Genomic DNA, 19,593 nt, shown 5'->3' with positions numbered 1-19,593 from the left:
CGGCAGACAGTGCTCGCGAAGGGCGGCACTACCGATCAAGCCTGCTTGTACCCGCGCACTTCATCCACGCCACGGTTGGCCAGTTGGTCAGCCCGTTCGTTGCCATGGTGGCCGATGTGCCCGCGTACCCATTTCCAGGTGACGTTGTGGCGGTTGACCTGCTCATCCAGCAGTTTCCAGAGGTCAGCGTTTTTGACCGGTTCCTTCGCCGCCGTTTTCCAGCCGCGCTTCTTCCAGTTGTCCATCCACTCGTTGATGCCTTTCATCACGTACTGGGAGTCGGTCACCAGCAGCACGTCGCAGGAGCGCTTGAGTTCTTCCAGGCCACGAATCGCGCCCATCAGCTCCATGCGGTTGTTGGTGGTGTTGGCTTCGCCGCCCCACAGCTCCTTTTCAATGCCTTTGCACACCAGCAACGCGCCCCAGCCGCCAGGGCCAGGGTTGCCTTTGCAGGCGCCGTCGGTGAAGAGTTCTACGCTATCGCTCATGCCAATCTATCCAGAAAATGCGGTGGCTCGCCGATCAGTGACCGACGATGCCCGAGGCCGGGGCGAACCCGGCCGGGAAAATAAAGAGTGTATTACGGCTCGATGTTACGACGGTTGACCTTGGCCATCGGCAATGGAATCAGCTTGCCCATCGGTTCGCGCCGCTCCTGACGGACGGGTCGCAGGCCAACAACGATCTTGCGCGCCACCAATAAATAGAAGCCGCCGCCCGACAGTTGCCAGTCTCCGGCCTTGCGCTCCCAACCGGCCAGGCGAGCCTGCCAGGCGGGTGACGCAAGCGGCGGACGATAGCACCCGAAGCGGCGTTTCTCCAGCGCGAAGCCCAGCAGATTCAGCCAGTCGCCGACCCGCGACGGTGAGATGCAGCGCGCCTTGCGCAAGCCGTCGTGAGCGAACACATGGCGCAAGCCCCAGCTGCTCCAGGGGTTGATCCCGATGATCAGCAGATGCCCGCCGGGCCGCACGCTGCTCGCGGCTTCACGCAGCAAGCCGTGGGGCGACAGGCAGAAATCCAGGCCGTGCTGCATCACCACCACATCAGCGGCATGCTCGCTCAACGGCCATGCCTGCTCTTCGCAGACGATCTCGACCCCCGGCAACGGCGCGCCAAGTCGCACATTACGCTGAACCTGGGGTGCCGACGGCGGTGTCTGGGCCGACGGGCCGTAATGCACCAGATAGCCACCGAAGAAGCGGCCCAGCTCGTCTTCAAGCATGCGCCGCTCTTCGTCCAACAGAAATTGCCCGATGGGCCCGGACAGCCATTCACGGGCCGCGCTGATCAAATTCAGCCACTCAGGATCGGCCTGAGCGAACGCTTTATCGGTCATTGCATTCTCCAACGCGCCAGGAAGTTCTAAGATGCGCCATTGTTTTCAGCTTGGCGAATCCGACGATGATACAGATCAGTGCCCTGCCCGCCTTCACCGACAACTACATCTGGTTGTTACAGGACCACAACACCCAGCGCTGCGCCGTGGTCGATCCGGGTGATGCCGCGCCCGTGCAAGCATGGCTGGCGGCGCATAAGGGTTGGGTATTGAGCGACATCCTGATCACTCACCATCATCATGATCATGTCGGCGGTGTCGAGCAGCTGAAAAAAGCGACAGACGCGAAAGTCTACGGCCCGGCCAGCGAAACCATCCCGGCGCGAGACGTGGCGCTCAAGGACAACGACCGTGTCAGCGTGCTGGGCTGGGACTTCGACGTCTATGCGGTTCCCGGACACACCCTGGGGCATATTGCCTATTATCACCACGGCCTGCTGTTCTGCGGCGACACCCTTTTCGCCGCCGGTTGCGGGCGCTTGTTTGAAGGCACGCCCGAGCAGATGCACACCTCGCTGAGCCGCCTCGCTGAGCTGCCGGAAGATACGCTGGTCTATTGCACCCACGAATACACCCTGAGCAATCTGAAATTTGCCGCAGCGGTCGAACCCGGCAATCCTGACACCGCCGCACGTCTGGAAAAAGTTACCGAGCAACGTGCTGCCGGAATCATGACGCTGCCCTCTACTCTGGCGCTTGAAAAACTGACCAACCCCTTTTTGCGTGTCGACGAAACATCCGTTAAAGAAAAAGTGGACGAACGGAATGGAACCCAAAACCGGTCTCCGAGTGCGGTCTTTGCTGCTCTTCGGGCTTGGAAAGATAAGTTCTAAGTCGCCGCCCCGTTGGTACAAAAATTCTGAATGGTTGACCGCAGAGGGTGCGCTTTCTAGAATCGCCCGACATTTTTGCCCGGAACTTACTTCCAGCCAATGTCGTCATCTATTCGTAAAGCCATCAATTCAGACGCATTGACCCGCTTGGCTCAAGCCATAGCGGTGGCTGTGTCCGCCACTCTGGCGGGCTGTTCCAGCCATGTGCCGCAGACCGAAGCGACACACACTCCGAACATCGCCGCTCGCGCCAAGCAGAAACCTATCTGGCTCAGCGAAAAGCCGACTCCGCAAATTCCACAGGATGTCTGGGAGCGCATGCGCCAGGGTTTCCAGTTGCAGGACAACCTGGGCGTCAACCCGCGCATCGAGCAACAGCGCCTGTGGTTCGCCAGCAACCCGTCCTTCCTTGAAAACGCCGGTGAACGCGGCAGCCTCTACATTCACTACATCGTCGAACGCCTTGAAGAACGCAACATGCCGCTGGAACTGGCGCTGCTGCCAGTGATTGAAAGCGCCTACAACCCGATGGCCTACTCCCGGGCCAATGCGGTGGGCCTTTGGCAATTCATTCCTTCCACCGGCCGTTACTTCAACCTGCGTCAGACCCGCTTCTATGATGGTCGTCGCGACATCACCGCCTCGACCACTGCGGCCATGGATTACCTGACCCGCCTGCACGACATGTTCAACGGTGACTGGTTGCTGGCTCTGGCGGCCTACAACGCCGGTGAAGGTACGGTCAGCCGTGCCATCGAGCGCAACGAGAAGCTGGGCCTGCCGACCGATTACTGGAACCTGCCGCTGCCAGCCGAAACCCAGGCTTACGTGCCCAAGCTGCTGGCCTTGTCCCAGGTTGTGCTGGCCCCCGAAGCCTACGGCGTGAACCTCAACCCGATCGCCAACGAACCTTACTTCCAGGTCGTCGAAATCAACCAGCGCATGGACCTGTCCAAGGTTGCCGCGGTGGCCAACATCGACGAAGACGAGTTGTTCCAGCTCAACCCGGCCTTCAAACAGCGCACCACCATCGACGGCCCCCAGCATTTGCTCGTGCCAACGTCCAAGGCGCAGTTGCTGACCGCCAGCCTCTCGACCATGCGTCCTGAAGAGTTGATCAGCAAGAAGTCGCTCAAGCCGGTCTTCGAAGGCGCCGATGAATCCGAAGTCGCCAGCCTGAAACGTGCCTACCGCGTCAAACGCGGCGACAACCTGGCCGCCATCGCCAAGGCGAACAAGGTCGCCGTCAAGGACCTGCAGCGCTGGAACAAGATGACCGGCAAGAACCTCAAGGTCGGCCAGACCCTGGTGATGCAGGACACTGCCAAACGTAGCGGCGGTCGCGTCAACACCGTTGTGGCGGCGAACAGCAAGACCAACAGCAAAGCCGACAAACAGAAGCCGCAGACCCAATACAAGGTCAAGCAAGGCGATTCGCTATACATGGTCGCCAAACGCTTCAACGTTGAAATGCAGCACCTCAAGCGCTGGAATCCGCGTGTTGGCCAGGCGCTCAAGCCTGGGCAGATGCTGACAGTTTCTTCGCCGCGCTAAAAACGAGCCCCTGAATCCAGGGGCTTTTTTTCGCCTGCAATTTGAGCTCTGCTGGAATCGGGGGATGCATGGGAACTGTGGCGAGGGCGCTTGCTCCCGCTCGGCTGCGAAGCAGTCGTAAACCCTGAACATGCGGTGTGTCAGAAATTATAAAAATTTTCAGGTTTTGGGGCCGCTTCGCAGCCCAGCGGGAGCAAGCTCCCTCGCCACAGGCACAGCACCTGCCGCATCGTCACCTCGGCAATTAACAGCGCATTAACCCCCTGTCTTTTTCCTGTCGATACAAGCTGTTACTGTACGGCCCACAAAGCCCAAGCCGCCTGGATCGGATCTCTGACTTGAAGCGTCCCCTCCTCCTCTTCCTGATCAGCCTGGCCTTGAGCTCCACCGCAAGCGCGACGATCAGCGAAAGCCATGGTTATGCGCAGTTCGGCACGCTCAAGTACCCGGCCAGATTTACCCACTTCGACTGGGTCAACCCGCAAGCGCCCAAGGGCGGTACGTTGCGGGTGATGGCGTTTGGCACCTTCGATACGCTCAACCCTTACACATTCAAGGGCTCAAGCCCGGTTTCCACCGCCAATTTCCTGCAATACGGCATCAACGAGCTCAACGAACCGCTGATGGTCGGCACCGGTCAATACGCGCCGTCCGGCGATGAGCCGACCTCCAGTTATGGCTTGATCGCGCAATCGGTGGAGTACAGCGAGGACCGCAGTTGGGTGGTGTTCAACCTGCGCCCCGAAGCGCGCTTTCACGACGGCACGCCGATTACCGCCTACGACGTGGCCTTTTCCTATCGCTTGCTGCTCAAGGAAGGTCACCCGCAGTACCGCACCAGCCTTCAGGAAGTGTTGCGGGTCGACATCCTCAACCCGCAGCGCATTCGATTCGTCTTCAAGCGGGCCGGCAATCCGTTGCAGATCCTGCGCCTGGGCGAATTGCCGGTGCTGCCGCAGCATTACTGGAAAGGTCGCGACTTCAAGGCTACAACCTTCGAACCACCGCTGGGCAGCGGGCCTTATCGCATCACCTCGGTGACGCCAGGACGCCAGATCATTTTCGAGCGGGTCAAGGATTACTGGGGCAAGGACCTTCCGGTCAATCGTGGCAAGTACAACGTCGACCGCATGGAAGTCGAGTTCTACCGCGACAGCGATGTGGCGTTCGAAGCCTTCAAGGCCGGCGAATTCGACATTTACATCGAGCACCAGGCGAAGAACTGGGAAAACGGTTACAACTTCCCGGCCGTGCGCCGTGGAGACGTGATCAAGGCGCAGATCCCGCACCAGATCCCGACCCAGACTCAGGGTCTGTTCATGAACAGCCGGCGCCCGATCTTCTCCGAGACCAAAGTCCGTGAAGCCATGGGGCTGATGTTCGACTTCGAGTGGACCAACCGCACGCTGTTCAGCGGCGCCTACAAGCGCGCCATGAGTTACTACCCCAACAGCGAATTCTCCGCCACGGGCCTGCCGGTCGGTCATGAATGGCTGTTGCTCAAGCCCTATCGCGAGCAATTGCCCGCCAAGCTCCTCACCGAGCCGTTCAGCCTGCCAAAGACCGACGGACGCGGCATCCCTCGGGAAACCATGCGCAAGGCCCTGGCGCTGCTCGCCGAGGCCGGGTGGAAGCTGAATGGACAACGGATCGAGAACGCCAAAGGCCAACCGCTCAAGCTCGAGATCCTGCTGGTCAACCCGAACCTGGAGCGCATCCTTCAGCCTTACGTCGAGAACCTCGCCAACATTGGCATCGATGCGCGGCTGCGCACAGTGGATCGCGCGCAGTACAAACAACGCCTCGATCAGTTCGATTTCGACATGATCCTGATGACGCTCAACCAGACCCTCAGCCCGGGCCTGGAGCAATGGCAGTATTTCCATTCCGGCCAGGTCGGGGTCAAGGGCAGTAAAAACTACGCCGGCATCGCCAACCCGGTGGTCGATCACCTGCTCGAACAATTGCTCGCCGCGCAAACCCGCGACGAACAAGTGGCCGCCGGCAAAGCCCTGGACCGGGTCTTGTTGTGGCAGCACTACATGATTCCCAACTGGTACCTCAATTATCACCGCCTGGCCTACCGCAACCGGTTCGCCTTCGTCACCACGCCGCCCTATACCCTGGGCCTCTCCGCGTGGTGGCTGAAATCTTCGGAGAAAGATCGATGAAGCCCCTATGCGCACTGCTGATGCAGGCCAGCGGTCTGCTGTTCGCCGGGCTGGCCTGCGCCGCCCCGCAACACGCCGTGACCCTGTACAACGAGCCGCCGAAATATCCGGCCGACTTCAAGCATTTCGACTACGTGAACCCCGACGCCCCCAAAGGCGGAATCTTTCGCCAGGCCGGGTTCGGCGGCTTCGACAGCCTCAACCCGTTCATCAGCAAAGGCGTACCGGCCGACGACATCGGCATGATCTACGACACCCTGGCCAAACAGGGCCTGGACGAGCCGTTCACTGAATACGGACTGGTCGCCGGCAAGATCGAGAAAGCCCCGGACAACAGCTGGGTGCGCTTCTACCTGCGTCCTGAAGCGCGCTTCCACGACGGCCATCCGATGCGCGCCGAAGACGTGGTGTTCAGTTTCCAGATGCTGACCAAAGAAGGCGCCCCGCTCTATCGCGGTTACTACAGCGATGTCGAGGAAGCGGTCGCCGAAGACCCGCTCACCGTGCTGTTCAAGTTCAAGCACAACAACAACCGCGAACTGCCGCTGATCCTCGGCCAGTTGCCAGTGTTGCCCAAACACTGGTGGGCCAATCGTGATTTCAACAAAGGCAACCTCGAAATACCGTTGGGCAGCGGCCCCTACAAGGTGACCGAAGTGAAGGCCGGGCGTTCGATCCGCTACGAGCGGGTCAAGGATTACTGGGGCAAGGACCTGCCGGCCAACCGTGGCTTCTACAATTTCGACGTGATGACCACCGATTACTACCGCGACAACACGGTGGCGCTGGAAGCCCTCAAGGCGGGGCAGTTCGATTACTGGCTGGAAATGAGCGCGAAGAACTGGGCGAACGCCTACAACATCCCGGCGGTCACCGAAGGCCGATTGAACAAGGAACAGATCCCGAACGGCAACCCGACCGGCATGCAAGGCTTTGTGTTCAACCTGCGCCGTCCGGTGTTCCAGGACGTGCGCGTGCGCCAGGCATTTACGTTGCTGCTGGACTTTGAATGGACCAACAAGCAACTGTTCAACGGCGCCTACGTGCGTACCCGCAGTTTCTTCGAAAACTCGGAAATGGCCGCGACCGGCCTGCCCGACGCCGATCAGCTTGAAATTTTGAGTCCGTTCCGCGGCAAGATCCCCGAGCAGGTATTCAGCGAAGCGTTCCAGAACCCGATGACCGACGCCAGCGGCATGATCCGCGCCCAGCAGCGCAAAGCCTACCAACTGCTGCAAGAGGCGGGCTGGCGGATCGTCGACGACAAGATGGTCGACGCCAACGGCAAACCGGTGACCATCGAGTTCCTGTTGGCCCAGACCGAATTCGAACGCGTGCTGCTGCCGTTCAAGCGCAACCTCAGCGACCTGGGCATTGACCTGGTGATCCGTCGGGTCGATGTCTCGCAGTACATCAACCGCGTGCGTTCACGGGACTTCGACATGATCGTCGGCAGCTTCCCGCAATCCAACTCGCCGGGCAACGAGCAGCGCGAGTTCTGGATGTCCGCCGCGGCCGACAAACCCGGCAGCCGCAATTCCATGGGCCTCAAGGACCCGGTGGTCGATCAACTGGTCGAACAACTGATCAACGCCGATTCGCGCAAAAGCCTGGTGGCTCATGCCCGGGCACTGGACCGCGTGCTGCAATGGGGCTATTACGTGATCCCCAACTGGCACATCAAAACCTGGCGCGTGGCGTACTGGAACCACATCGCTCGCCCGAAAGTCTCTCCCAAGTACGACATCGGCACCACTACCTGGTGGGTCAAGCCTGATGCGAAACCTGCGGTAGAAGTCGAAACCAAACTGCAAGCCGACCCTGCGGGCACGGAGTAATCAGATGCTGGCGTATATTTTTCGGCGACTGCTGCTGATCATCCCGACCTTGCTCGGCATTCTGCTGATCAACTTCGTGATCATCCAGGCCGCCCCCGGTGGGCCGGTGGAGCAGATGATCGCCAAGCTCGAAGGCTTCGAAGGCGCCACCAGCCGCATTGCCGGCGGCGGTGCCGAAGTCTCGGTGGCCGGCTCGGCCTATCGCGGCGCGCAGGGCCTGGACCCGATGCTGGTCAAGGAAATCGAGCACATGTACGGCTTCGACAAATCGGCGCCGGAACGCTTGTGGATCATGATCAAGAACTACGCCACCCTGGACTTCGGCGACAGTTTCTTCCGCGACGCCAAGGTCATCGACCTGATCAAGGAAAAGATGCCGGTGTCGATCTCGCTCGGGCTGTGGAGCACGCTGATCATGTACCTGGTGTCGATCCCGCTGGGGATCGCCAAGGCAACGCGACACGGCAGCCACTTTGACGTCTGGACCAGTTCGCTGATTATCGTCGGTTATGCGATCCCGGCGTTCCTGTTTGCGATCCTGCTGATCGTGGTGTTTGCCGGCGGCAGCTACCTGGACTGGTTTCCGCTCAGGGGACTGACGTCGAACAACTTTGATGAGCTGAGCACTGGCGGCAAGATTCTCGATTACTTCTGGCACCTGGCATTGCCGGTGACCGCGCTGGTGATCGGCAACTTCGCGACCATGACCCTGCTGACCAAAAACAGCTTCCTCGACGAAATCAACAAGCAGTACGTGGTCACTGCCAAGGCCAAGGGCCTGACCAATCACCGTGTGCTTTACGGTCATGTGTTCCGCAATGCGATGCTGCTGGTGATCGCCGGCTTCCCGTCGGCGTTTATCGGGATCTTCTTCACCGGCTCGCTGCTGGTGGAAGTGATCTTCTCCCTGGACGGTCTCGGTTTGATGAGTTTCGAAGCAGCGATCAACCGCGATTACCCGGTGGTGTTCGGCACGCTGTTTATCTTCACGTTGCTGGGGCTGGTGGTGAAACTGATTGGCGATTTGACGTACACCTTTGTCGATCCGCGCATCGATTTCGAAAGCCGGGAGCATTGAGATGAATCTGTCCCCGCTCAATCGCCGGCGTTTCGAACTGTTCAAGGCCAACAAGCGTGGCTGGTGGTCGCTGTGGCTGTTTCTGGTGCTGTTCGGCCTGAGCCTCGGCGCCGAACTGATTGCCAACGACAAACCGCTGGTGGTGCATTACGACAACGGCTGGTATTTCCCGGCGCTCAAGCGCTACCCGGAAACCGCGTTCGGCGGCGAATTTCCGCTGGAGGCCAACTACAAGAGCCCGTACATCCGTGAATTGCTCAAGGCCAAGGATGCCTGGGTGCTGTGGGCGCCGATCCCTTACAGCTACCAAAGCATCAATTACGATCTGAAAGTCCCGGCGCCGGCGCCACCTTCGGCCGACAACCTGCTGGGCACCGACGATCAGGGCCGCGATGTGTTGGCGCGGGTGATTTACGGCTTCCGCATTTCGGTACTGTTTGCCCTGACCCTGACCATTCTCAGCTCGATCATCGGCGTGATCGCCGGGGCCTTGCAGGGGTTCTATGGCGGCTGGGTGGATCTGGCCGGGCAGCGTTTCCTGGAAATCTGGTCCGGGCTGCCGGTGTTGTATTTGCTGATCATTCTCGCCAGTTTCGTGCAGCCGAACTTCTGGTGGCTGCTGGGCATCATGCTGCTGTTCTCGTGGATGAGCCTGGTGGACGTGGTGCGCGCCGAGTTCCTGCGCGGGCGTAACCTGGAATATGTGCGCGCGGCCCGGGCGCTGGGGATGCAGAATGGCGCGATCATGTTCCGCCACATCCTGCCCAACGCCATGGTTTCGACCATGACCTTCATGCCGTTCATTTTGACCGGAGCCATCGGCACCCTGACCGCCCTCGACTTCCTGGGCTTCGGGTTGCCACCGGGTGCGCCGTCCCTGGGTGAACTGGTGGCCCAGGGCAAATCCAACCTGCAAGCACCGTGGCTGGGCATGAGCGCGTTTGCCGTGTTGGCATTGATGTTGAGTTTGCTGGTGTTCATCGGCGAGTCCGCTCGCGATGCCTTCGACCCGAGGAAGTGAAATGAATCAGGACAATCTGATCGAAGTGCGCGACCTGGCCGTCGAATTCGTCGTCGGCGATCACTGCCAGCGGGTGGTGGAAGGCGTCAGCTTCGACATCAAGCGCGGCGAAACCCTGGCCCTGGTTGGCGAAAGCGGCTCAGGCAAATCGGTGACCGCACATTCGATCCTGCGACTGCTGCCCTACCCGCTCGCCCGGCATCCGTCCGGGACCATCGAGTATGCCGGGCAAGACCTGCTGAGTCTGAAAGAGAAAACCATCCGCCACATCCGCGGCAACCGGATCGCGATGATCTTCCAGGAACCGATGACCTCGCTCAATCCGCTGCACTCGATCGAGAAGCAGATCAACGAGGTGCTGGGTATTCACAAGGGCCTTGTCGGCAAAGTGGCGACCAGGCGCACCCTGGAATTGCTGGAAATGGTCGGCATTCCTGAACCGCACAAGCGCCTCAAGGCTTTACCCCACGAGTTGTCCGGTGGCCAGCGCCAGCGGGTGATGATTGCCATGGCCCTGGCCAACGAGCCGGAACTGCTGATTGCCGACGAGCCAACCACCGCGCTGGACGTGACCGTTCAGCTGAAAATCCTCGAACTGCTCAAGGAATTGCAGGCCCGCCTGGGCATGGCCTTGCTACTGATCAGTCACGATTTGAACCTTGTACGAAGAATTGCGCATCGCGTATGTGTCATGCAGCGCGGTTGCATCGTCGAACAGGCATCGTGCGAAGAGTTGTTCCGCGCGCCGCAGCATCCGTACACTCGGGAACTGCTGGCAGCGGAGCCCAGCGGGACGCCTGCGACCAACGTGATTGGCCCGCCGCTGCTGCAGGTCGAGGACCTGAAAGTCTGGTTCCCGATCAAGAAAGGCTTTCTGAAAAAGACCGTTGACCACATCAAAGCGGTGGACGGGATCAATTTCAGCCTGCCTCAGGGCCAGACCCTGGGGATTGTGGGAGAAAGCGGTTCGGGCAAGTCGACACTGGGTTTGGCGATTTTGCGGCTGATCGGCAGCAAAGGCGCCATCCGGTTTGAAGGCAAGCAGCTAGACTGCCTTACGCAGGCCGAGGTTCGGCCGTTGCGCCGGGAGATGCAGGTGGTGTTTCAGGACCCGTTTGGCAGCCTGAGCCCACGGATGTGCGTGAGCCAGATCGTCGGCGAAGGCCTGCGGATCCACAAGATGGGCACCGAGGCGGAACAGGAACAAGCGATTATTGCGGCATTGAAGGAGGTAGGCCTGGACCCGGAAACCCGGAACCGCTACCCCCACGAATTTTCCGGTGGGCAGCGGCAGAGAATCGCCATTGCCCGGGCATTAGTGCTAAAACCGGCGTTGATTTTGCTGGACGAGCCGACATCGGCCCTCGACCGCACCGTGCAACGCCAAGTGGTGGAGCTGCTGCGCTCACTGCAAACCAAGTACAACCTGACGTATCTGTTTATCAGCCATGACCTGGCTGTCGTCAAGGCGCTGAGCCACCAGCTGATGGTGGTCAAGCAGGGCCAAGTGGTCGAACAGGGAGACGCGCAAAGTATCTTTGCCGCCCCCCAACATCCGTATACACAGCAGTTGCTGGAAGCCGCTTTCCTGGCTCCGGCCACTGCGCAATAACCTGAAAGAGAGGAGCAACACATGGGTTTTCTCGCCGGTAAGCGCGTACTGATCGTCGGTGTCGCCAGCAAGCTGTCCATCGCATCCGGCATCGCTGCCGCCATGCATCGCGAGGGCGCTGAGCTTGCCTTCACTTATCAGAACGACAAACTCAAGGGTCGTGTCGAAGAGTTCGCACAAAGCTGGGGTTCCAACCCTGACCTGTGCTTCCCGTGCGACGTGGCCAGCGATGAAGAAATCGCCAAGGTTTTCGTTGAGCTGAGCAAGAAGTGGGACGGACTGGATTGCATCGTGCACTCCGTCGGCTTCGCCCCGGGCGACCAACTGGACGGCGACTTCACCGAAGCCACCACCCGTGAAGGTTTCCGCATCGCTCACGACATCAGCGCCTACAGCTTCGTGGCCCTGGCCAAAGCTGGCCGCGAAATGATGAAAGGCCGCAATGGCAGCCTGCTGACCCTGTCGTACCTGGGTGCCGAGCGCACCATGCCGAACTACAACGTAATGGGCATGGCCAAGGCTTCGCTGGAAGCCGGCGTGCGTTACCTGGCCGGCTCCCTGGGCCCGGACGGCACCCGCGTCAACTGCGTATCGGCTGGCCCGATCCGCACCCTCGCCGCTTCCGGCATCAAGAACTTCCGCAAGATGCTGGCCGCCAACGAAGCGCAAACCCCGCTGCGTCGCAACGTCACCATCGACGAAGTCGGCAACGCCGGCGCCTTCCTGTGCTCGGACCTGGCGTCCGGCATCAGCGGCGAAATCATGTATGTAGACGGTGGCTTCAACACCACTGCGATGGGTAGCCTGGAAGAGTGATCTTCTGCTAGCCAATAAGAAACCCGCCTCGTCTGGCGGGTTTTTTATGCCTGCATTATCAAGCCCGACGCAAATCCCCTGTGGGAGCGAGCCTGCTCGCGATTGCGGTCTGACATTCAGTATTAATGTTGACTGACACACTGCAATCGCGAGCAGGCTCGCTCCCACAGGTGGATGGCGTTTAGTCGGCGAGTGTCGTGAGGCACTTGGCAAACAACAGCTGGATCGGCTGCGTGCGTTGGCTGTAGCGCTGCAACAAGACAATCTCCCGATAAAACGTCAGCTCGCCCAGCGCAATGATCCTGACCTTCGCCCCATGTTCAAGCCATAACCCGGCCTCGGGCAGCAGTGAAACACCAAACCCGCATTCAACCATTTTCACAATGGCTTCCAGCTCATCCATCTCCATCGCCACGTGCACATCAATCTGCTGTTCACGCAAAAACCGCGTAATCAGGCGCCCTCCGAATGAGTTACGGTCGTACCGCACGTGCGGCTGGCTCGCGAGGATCTGCAGCGGATCATCGCCCTCAAGATCCATCGGCACGATCAATACAAATGGTTCCCGGCGAATCACCTGCGCCGACAGCTCCTTGGGCAGTTCGAAGGGCGGCTTGATCAATATCGCCAGATCCACCTCACCCGTATCGACCTGACTCAGCAGGTTCAACGACACGCCCGGCACCAGTTTCGGTTCCAGCAGCGGTGCCTGTTCCCTCAAGCGCAAAAATGCCTGAGGCAACAATCCGGTCTGGACCGTGGCCACCGCACCGATTTTCAACTCGCCACGGTACTCGCTGACGTCCTCACTGACGGCCATCCGGTTAAACGTGTCGAGGATCTGCTGCGCCATCGGCAATGCCCGTTGCCCTGCGGCATTGAGAATCGCCTGTCGCCCGGTGCGATCGAACAGGCGGATGCCCAGCGCCTTTTCCAGGTTGCGCATCTGCGCGCTGACCGCCGACTGCGTCAGACCGATGTGCATGCCGGCGGCGGCGAATGTGCCGTAGCGTGTGACGGCGACGAAGGTTTTCAATTCGCGCAGCATTGGACTTCTCGATTGATCGAAATAATTTGAGCTCGACGCAAAAACTATCGTCTTTCAATCAAAAATCATAGCGCTAAACTCAGCCTCATCTCCTGACAATCCGAGGCGAATCCGATGCAACTCTCCCCTTTTCACTTGGCTGTACCGGTTTACGATCTGGCCGCTGCCCGGCGTTTCTATGGCGAAGTCTTCGGTCTTGAAGAAGGCCGTTCCAGCGAACAGTGGGTCGATTTCAATTTTTTCGGTCATCAACTGGTGATTCACCTGGCACCGAAAAACGCTTCACAGGAAGCGGCGCACACCAATGCCGTGGACGGTCATGACGTACCGGTACCGCATTTCGGTGTGGTGCTGGGGATGGCGGAATGGGAGGCGCTGGCCGAGCGCTTGAAAGGCCTTGGGACACGCTTCGTGATCGAGCCAGGCATCCGCTTTCAGGGATTGGTGGGCGAGCAGTCCACGATGTTTCTCTTCGACCCTTGCGGCAACGCGTTGGAGTTCAAGGCATTTAAAAACATCAGCCAGTTGTTCGCCAAATGAACCGCCCAGCCCTTGACGCGACCACCCTCAGTGAAGCGGTAGTCAATGGCGATACGACCGCTGCCGCCATCGCCGAATCCTTTCTTGAGTGCATTCAGGCGCGGGAGCCGGAGATTCAGGCGTTCGTCTCGTTCGACGACCGGCAGGTGCGTGCCGATGCTGCGCAGATCACCGGGCGCGGCCTGCTGGCCGGCGTCCCCGTCGGCATCAAGGACATCTTCGACACGGCCGCCTACCCCACGCAATTTTTCTCGCCCATCTACGCCGACCATCAACCGTCCCGGGATGCCCACGTCGTGACGCTGCTGCGCCAGGCCGGGGCGCTGATCATGGGCAAGACCCACACCACCGAATTTGCCTACATGCACACTGGCCCGACCCGAAATCCTCACGATCTCGCTCGCACGCCGGGCAGCTCCAGCGCGGGTTCGGCGGCGGGGATGGCAGCGGGTTTCTTCGCGGTGGCGCTGGGTACCCAGACGGCTGGCTCGCTGCTCAAGCCGGCGTCCTATTGCGGCCTCTTCGCCTACAAACCGTCCCTGGGACTGGTGTCGCTTGAAGGTGTAAAGCCGCTGGCGCCGAGCTTCGACACCGTGGGCTGGTATGGACGATCGGTGCGCGATCTGCACCTTGTGGCGCGGGTGTTGATTCCCGGTTTTGTAGTGCCGGACGTCGAGCGGCGTCCACTGCGGCTGGGTTTCTGCCGCACCTCACGCTGGGATCAGGTAGACGCCGAGGTGGCCTGCGCTCTGGAGCAGGCCACGGATCAGTTGCGCAGCGCCGGCCATTATGTGAGCGAACTGGAACTGCCCGATGAGTTTGCCGCAGTGTTCGACGACCATCAGCTGATCAACGATTGCGAAGGTGCCCGCTCGCTGGCCAAGGAATTCCAACGCCATCGTGCTCAACTGAGCCCATCGACACTGGCCATGTTCGAGCGAGCGGCGGCAACAACCTGGGAGCAGGAATCCGCTGCCAAGGCGCGCCTGGCCACCCTTGCGCCCCGTTTGAATGAGCTTTGCCAACCGTTCGACGCCATGCTCGGTGCCTCCTGCGGGATGGTCGCGCCGATGGGCCTGGAAAGCACCGGACCGTCGGATTTCATCAAGTTCTGGGGGGCGTTTGGCTGGCCGCAGGTGAACGTCCCGCTGGTGCGCGCCCACCCCATGTTGCCGGTCGGGCTACAGATCATCGGGAGGTTCAGGGACGATGGCCGCCTGTTGCGAACGGCCGCCTACGTTGCCGCAGCGTTGCAAGGCGCCGCTCAGCAATGATCCGTGTCGTGCATCGCCTTATCGGCCAGGGTCAACACGTCTTCCGCTGTCGGGTTTAGCCGAGCATCAAACTCGACCTGGCCAATGCTGAAGTGAATGGCAAAACTGCGATTCGCCGTGGCATTGCGCTCGGCGAGTATTTCTTCGAGCCGGGCCTTGATCGCGGACAGCTCGACGACGCTTGCACCCGTCAACAGGGCGACAAACTCATCGTTGCCCAGTCGACCAATCACATCGCTTTCGCGAAAGGCGATACGCAGCACGTCAGCGAAGGTCTTCAGGGCGTGATCACCCTCGGCGCGCCCGTACAGATAGTTGATTCGCTTGAAGTTATCGAGGTCGAAAAACAGCAGCGTCGCCGGCAGCCCCAGTTGCTGGCAGGCGTCCATCCCCTGTTGGGCCAGCGCTGTAAAACCGTGGCGGTTGGGCAGCAGCGTCAACTCATCCATGCTCGCCATCTGCACGCCCATCAGTTCTTGCTCGGCCTTGCGGGCCAGGTCACGCAGCAGCTCACGCTCCTGCAGTGGCGAACGTAACGGGTCTGTACAAGCACCGCGCTTGACCGGTTTGCCTGGGATCAGCATGACTCACTCCATTGGCGGGTATGTACTTTAGAGTCGTGCATACCCGGTTTGACTCCCTGTTAACGGACCGCCGGTCAACTGCCCTGCACCGGACACGGGCCTCCAGCGGCCGCCCACAGCTTGAATTGGGTGACGAAAATGTCGTGCGGCACCGGCACCGGCGCCCTTCCCTCACCCGGATTCCAGCCCCAGAGCACCAGTTTGTCCTCGGTGACGTGCTTGATCAGGGCCGCGAAATCACGGTCACCATTACTGGAGCGATCCTTGATCATCGCGCACAACTGGTCGGCCGGCAGCCCGATCCAGGCCATCTTGTGCGCCGCGGGCGGCAAGCTCCAGTGCGGCGCCCCCGGTGGCGTATGCGGCCCGTAACTGGCGGGCGGATTGGACTCGGCGTGACAGGTCGCGCAGGGCAACCCCGCTGCGCCCTTTCCGTCCATCCCGCGCACTACGCTCATGGCGTGGGGGATGCCTGCATCGAACTGCAACGGCGAATCGCCCGGGATATGACAGTTCTGGCAACGCGGACTTTGAAAGACCTTCTGAACCGTATCAAACGCCTTGATGGCTTCCTTATCGTCAGCAAACAGGTGCTCGGCATAGCTGACCAAGCCGATCAACACCACCGTCCCCAGAATCAGATGTCGTCTCATCTCACACCCCCGACAGTTGCAACGGCAGTTCCCGCAAGCGCTGCCCGGTCAGGGCGAACACCGCGTTGGCCACTGCCGGCGCCGTGGGTGGGACGCCGGCTTCGCCAATACCGCCGGACCGTTCAGTGCTTGGCACGATATGCACTTCGACCACCGGCATTTCGTTGAGCCGCAGCACCTGATAGTCGTGGTAATTGGATTGCACCACCTGACCGTCCTTGAACGTCAGTTTGCTGTGCAAGGTAAAGCCGAGGCCGAAGGTGATGCAGGACTCCATCTGCGCCGCGATGCTCATCGGGTTGACCGCAATCCCGCAGTCCACCGCGCACACCACCCGGTGCACGCGGATTTTCAGGTTGTCCTGGGACACCTCAGCGACCTGCGCGACGTAACTGCCGAAAGACTCATGCACCGCCACACCCAAGGCATGGCCGTCCGGCAGTTCCGCCTTCCAGTTGGCTTTTTCGACGGCGAGGTTCAGCACACCCAAATGTCGCGGATGCGCCTTGAGCAAGGTTCGTCGGTATTCCACCGGATCCTTGCCAGCCGCCTCCGCCAGTTCATCAATCAACGACTCCATGACAAACGCCGTGTGGCTGTGCCCCACCGAACGCAGCCACAACACGCTGATGCCGGTAGTCGGCGAGTGCAGTTCCACCTGGTGATTGGCCAGGTCTTCAAGGTACGGGCTGTCGGCAACGCCTTCGACCGAGGTCTTGTCGATACCGTCCTTGACCATCGTCGCCTCCATCATGGTACCGGCCATGATCGACTGACCGACCATCACATGCTTCCAGGCCACAGGCATGCCGCCAGCATCCAGGCCGATCCGTGCCTGATGCAGGAACGCCGAGCGGTAATAACCGCCGCGGACGTCATCCTCCCGGGACCAGACGGTTTTCACCGGCCCGCCTGCCGCCTTGGCGACCTGCACGGCTTCAGCGACAAAGTCCGAGGTCGGATTGGCCCGACGACCGAAGCCGCCGCCGAGGAATTCGGTGTGGATTTCAACCTGCTCAGGTTTGAGCCCGGTGATCTTGCCCGCGATCATTTGATCCAGGGTCTGGAACTGCGTGCCGGTCCAGATCTCGCACTTGTCCTTGCTGATTTTCACCGTGCAATTGAGCGGCTCCATCGGCGCATGGGCCAGGTACGGCACGCTGTATTCGACGTCGACGGTCTTGGCCGCCTTGCCCAGCGCGGCGGCGGTATCGCCGGCCTTGCTGGCCGAGACGCCAGGCGTGGTCGCGAGTTTGCGGAAGCTTTCCAGCAATTTCTGGCTGTCGAGGCCGGCATTCAGCCCCAGGTCCCACTCGACCTTCAGCGCATCACGCCCCAGCTTCGCCGCCCAGTAATGGTCGGCAATCACCGCCACGCCGGTGGGCACCTGCACCACTTTATGCACGCCCGGCACGGCCAGCGCTTCGGCGCCTTCGAAAGATTTGACGCTGCCGCCAAACACGGGTGAGCGGGCGACCATGGCGGTCATCAAGCCCTCAAATTGCACGTCCATGCCGAACTTGGCCCGGCCGGTGATTTTCTCCGGGGTGTCCAGGCGCTTGGTGGGTTTGCCGATCAGTTTCCAGTCCTTGGCCTCTTTGAACTTGATCGAGGCCGGATCCGGCACCGGCAGCTTGCCGGCGTCGTCCGCCAGTTCGCCGTAGGTCGCGCGATTGTCGCCGGCAATCACCACGCCTGACTCGGTGTGAATCGCCGAGGGCGCGACGTTGAAACGCTTGGCGGCTGCGTCGACCAGCATCAGACGCGCTGCCGCGCCGGCCTGCCGATAGCGATCGAACTCCATCCACGTCGAAGTCGAGCCGCCGGTGATCTGCATTCCGCCGAAACCCGCCATGCCGTAGTCAGCCGCCGAGGCGGGTGAATGTTCGACGCGGATTTTCGACCAGTCGGCGTCCAGCTCTTCTGCGATCAGCATGGTGAGGCCGGTCCAGATGCCCTGGCCCATTTCCGAGTGGCCGAGCAGTACGGTGACGACGTTGTCGTTGCCGATCCGTAAAAACGCATTGGGCGCAAACACGTTGCCTTCATTCTCTGCCCCCACGGCAAAGCGATGGGCGCCGGGAATGACGAACGCCACCACCAGACCTCCGCCCAACAGCGCGCTGCCCTTGAGAAAACCGCGACGTGACACCGGGTTGATGCTGTTCATGTTCAGACTCCCTTCAACGTGGCATCAACCGATCTCGGCGGCGCGTTTGACCGCGGCGCGGATCCTTGGGTAGGTGCCGCAGCGGCAGATATTGCCGGAGAGCGCCTGATCGATGTCGCTGTCGGTGGGTTTGGGGATTTTCGCCAGCAGCGCGGCGGCGGACATGATCTGCCCGGACTGGCAGTAACCGCACTGCACCACGTCGAGTTCGGCCCAGGCTTGCTGCACTGGGTGCGAACCATCCGTGGACAGGCCTTCGATGGTAAGGATTTTTTGCCCGTGGGCTACTGCGGTGGCGGGCGTGATGCACGAGCGCAGCGGCGCGCCGTCGACGTGCACGGTGCAGGCGCCACACTGGGCCATGCCGCAACCGAATTTGGTCCCGGTCAGGTGCGCGACATCGCGCAGGACCCAGAGCAGCGGCATGTCCGCGGGGACATCCAACTCCTGATCCTTGCCGTTGATATTCAGGGTCAGCATTGCGAATTTCCTCAGACTCACGGTGTTCTGAAGGGGCGTCGCTGTGACACGGAATGCCTACGCGCGCCTCCGGTTATCCCTACAGCTAAGCGCAAAATGCCGGGCGAGACCGGTTCATCGACCACCGGTCAAAAAAAGGCCACCTTGATGGGTGGCCTTGGAATGAGGTTTTGTAGTGATGGCGCTTGGGCGGCTAGCGGGCTTTTGTGCCTGGTGGGCATTTGTGGCGAGGGCGCTTGCTCCCGCTCGACAGCGAAGCCGTCGCAAAACCAGCTAACACGGTTTTTCTGATGTACCGGGTTTGGAGGGTTTGGGGCCGCTTCGCAGCCCAGCGGGAGCAAGCTCCCTCGCCACAGCAGCTCCCTGGCCACAAAGATTGCGATCAGTAGCCACGTCTTGATGGGTGGCCTTGGAATGAGGTTTTGTAGTGATGGCGCTTGGGTGGCTAACGGGCTTTTGTGCCTGGTGGGCATTTGTGGCGAGGGAGCTTGCTCCCGCTCGGCGGCGAAGCCGTCGCAAAACCAGCTAACACGGTTTTTCTGATGTACCAGGTTTGGAGGGTTTGGGGCCGCTTCGCAGCCG

17 protein-coding genes are annotated in these 19,593 nt (G+C 60.6%); 10 read left to right on the top strand and 7 right to left on the bottom strand.

Annotated elements, in window-relative coordinates:
* Positions 1-35: 35 nt before the first annotated feature.
* Complete coding sequence (gene rnhA, locus RHP74_RS13130; RefSeq protein WP_008152099.1) at positions 36-488, bottom strand: ribonuclease HI; 453 nt, start codon at positions 486-488, stop codon at positions 36-38.
* 92 nt (positions 489-580) lie between these two features.
* Positions 581-1,339, bottom strand: coding sequence for a class I SAM-dependent methyltransferase (locus RHP74_RS13125; protein WP_010459795.1), 759 nt, complete (start codon positions 1,337-1,339; stop codon positions 581-583).
* A 65-nt stretch (positions 1,340-1,404) separates the two neighbouring features.
* On the opposite strand from RHP74_RS13125, the gene gloB reads away from it, so the two are divergent.
* The 8 genes from gloB (at position 1,405) to fabI (ending at position 12,262) form a co-directional block, all read left to right on the top strand.
* Entirely contained in the window at positions 1,405-2,172 is a 768-nt protein-coding gene (gene gloB / locus RHP74_RS13120; RefSeq protein WP_145310159.1) for a hydroxyacylglutathione hydrolase, read from the top strand.
* 99 nt (positions 2,173-2,271) lie between these two features.
* A complete protein-coding gene (locus RHP74_RS13115; RefSeq protein ID WP_010459791.1) occupies positions 2,272-3,726 on the top strand; it encodes a transglycosylase SLT domain-containing protein in 1,455 nt (484 codons plus the stop codon).
* A gap of 362 nt (positions 3,727-4,088) precedes the next feature.
* Entirely contained in the window at positions 4,089-5,897 is a 1,809-nt protein-coding gene (locus RHP74_RS13110) for an extracellular solute-binding protein (RefSeq protein WP_370655179.1), read from the top strand.
* Positions 5,894-7,735 carry an extracellular solute-binding protein gene (locus tag RHP74_RS13105; protein ID WP_311099827.1) on the top strand — a complete coding sequence of 614 codons (1,842 nt, stop codon included), beginning with the start codon at positions 5,894-5,896 and terminating at the stop codon, positions 7,733-7,735. Before RHP74_RS13110 ends, RHP74_RS13105 begins: the two co-directional genes overlap by 4 nt.
* Positions 7,736-7,739: 4 nt before the next feature.
* Positions 7,740-8,813, top strand: coding sequence for a microcin C ABC transporter permease YejB (locus RHP74_RS13100; RefSeq protein ID WP_010459785.1), 1,074 nt, complete (start codon positions 7,740-7,742; stop codon positions 8,811-8,813).
* A gap of 1 nt (position 8,814) precedes the next feature.
* Positions 8,815-9,834, top strand: a complete 1,020-nt coding sequence (locus RHP74_RS13095) for an ABC transporter permease (protein ID WP_010459784.1) — start codon at positions 8,815-8,817, stop codon at positions 9,832-9,834.
* Position 9,835: 1 nt separating this feature from the next.
* Positions 9,836-11,446 (top strand): ABC transporter ATP-binding protein, encoded by a 1,611-nt coding sequence (locus tag RHP74_RS13090; RefSeq protein WP_145310167.1) that lies wholly within the window; start codon positions 9,836-9,838, stop codon positions 11,444-11,446.
* Positions 11,447-11,467: 21 nt separating this feature from the next.
* Positions 11,468-12,262, top strand: coding sequence for an enoyl-ACP reductase FabI (gene fabI / locus RHP74_RS13085; protein ID WP_077749640.1), 795 nt, complete (start codon positions 11,468-11,470; stop codon positions 12,260-12,262).
* Between the two features lie 181 nt (positions 12,263-12,443).
* On the opposite strand, the gene RHP74_RS13080 is transcribed toward fabI, so the two are convergent.
* A complete protein-coding gene (locus tag RHP74_RS13080) occupies positions 12,444-13,310 on the bottom strand; it encodes a LysR family transcriptional regulator (RefSeq protein WP_311099821.1) in 867 nt (288 codons plus the stop codon).
* Positions 13,311-13,424: 114 nt separating this feature from the next.
* Between RHP74_RS13080 and RHP74_RS13075 the strand changes: the two genes are divergently transcribed.
* Both RHP74_RS13075 and RHP74_RS13070 read left to right on the top strand, forming a co-directional pair.
* Positions 13,425-13,850 carry a VOC family protein gene (locus RHP74_RS13075; protein ID WP_311099819.1) on the top strand — a complete coding sequence of 142 codons (426 nt, stop codon included), beginning with the start codon at positions 13,425-13,427 and terminating at the stop codon, positions 13,848-13,850.
* Positions 13,847-15,124 carry an amidase gene (locus RHP74_RS13070; protein WP_311099817.1) on the top strand — a complete coding sequence of 426 codons (1,278 nt, stop codon included), beginning with the start codon at positions 13,847-13,849 and terminating at the stop codon, positions 15,122-15,124. Before RHP74_RS13075 ends, RHP74_RS13070 begins: the two co-directional genes overlap by 4 nt.
* On the opposite strand, the gene RHP74_RS13065 is transcribed toward RHP74_RS13070, so the two are convergent.
* From RHP74_RS13065 to RHP74_RS13050, 4 genes are all read right to left on the bottom strand, one after another.
* The gene (locus tag RHP74_RS13065) at positions 15,115-15,708 is read right to left on the bottom strand and encodes a GGDEF domain-containing protein (RefSeq protein ID WP_010459770.1); all 594 of its coding nucleotides are present in this window, start codon (positions 15,706-15,708) and stop codon (positions 15,115-15,117) included. The genes RHP74_RS13070 and RHP74_RS13065 overlap by 10 nt on opposite strands.
* A gap of 74 nt (positions 15,709-15,782) precedes the next feature.
* Positions 15,783-16,361 (bottom strand): hypothetical protein, encoded by a 579-nt coding sequence (locus RHP74_RS13060; RefSeq protein ID WP_311099814.1) that lies wholly within the window; start codon positions 16,359-16,361, stop codon positions 15,783-15,785.
* A 1-nt stretch (position 16,362) separates the two neighbouring features.
* On the bottom strand, positions 16,363-18,531 hold the full coding sequence (locus RHP74_RS13055; protein WP_311099812.1) for a xanthine dehydrogenase family protein molybdopterin-binding subunit: 2,169 nt from the start codon (positions 18,529-18,531) through the stop codon (positions 16,363-16,365).
* 24 nt (positions 18,532-18,555) lie between these two features.
* Positions 18,556-19,011 (bottom strand): (2Fe-2S)-binding protein, encoded by a 456-nt coding sequence (locus tag RHP74_RS13050; RefSeq protein WP_010459764.1) that lies wholly within the window; start codon positions 19,009-19,011, stop codon positions 18,556-18,558.
* Positions 19,012-19,593 lie beyond the last annotated feature (582 nt).

Origin of the sequence: Pseudomonas sp. SG20052 (assembly GCF_031766055.1) — a bacterium.
Lineage (GTDB): Bacteria > Pseudomonadota > Gammaproteobacteria > Pseudomonadales > Pseudomonadaceae > Aquipseudomonas > Aquipseudomonas mandelii.
The sequence above is the reverse complement of the archived record's forward strand: the minus strand, read 5'-3'. Positions and strand labels throughout refer to the sequence as shown.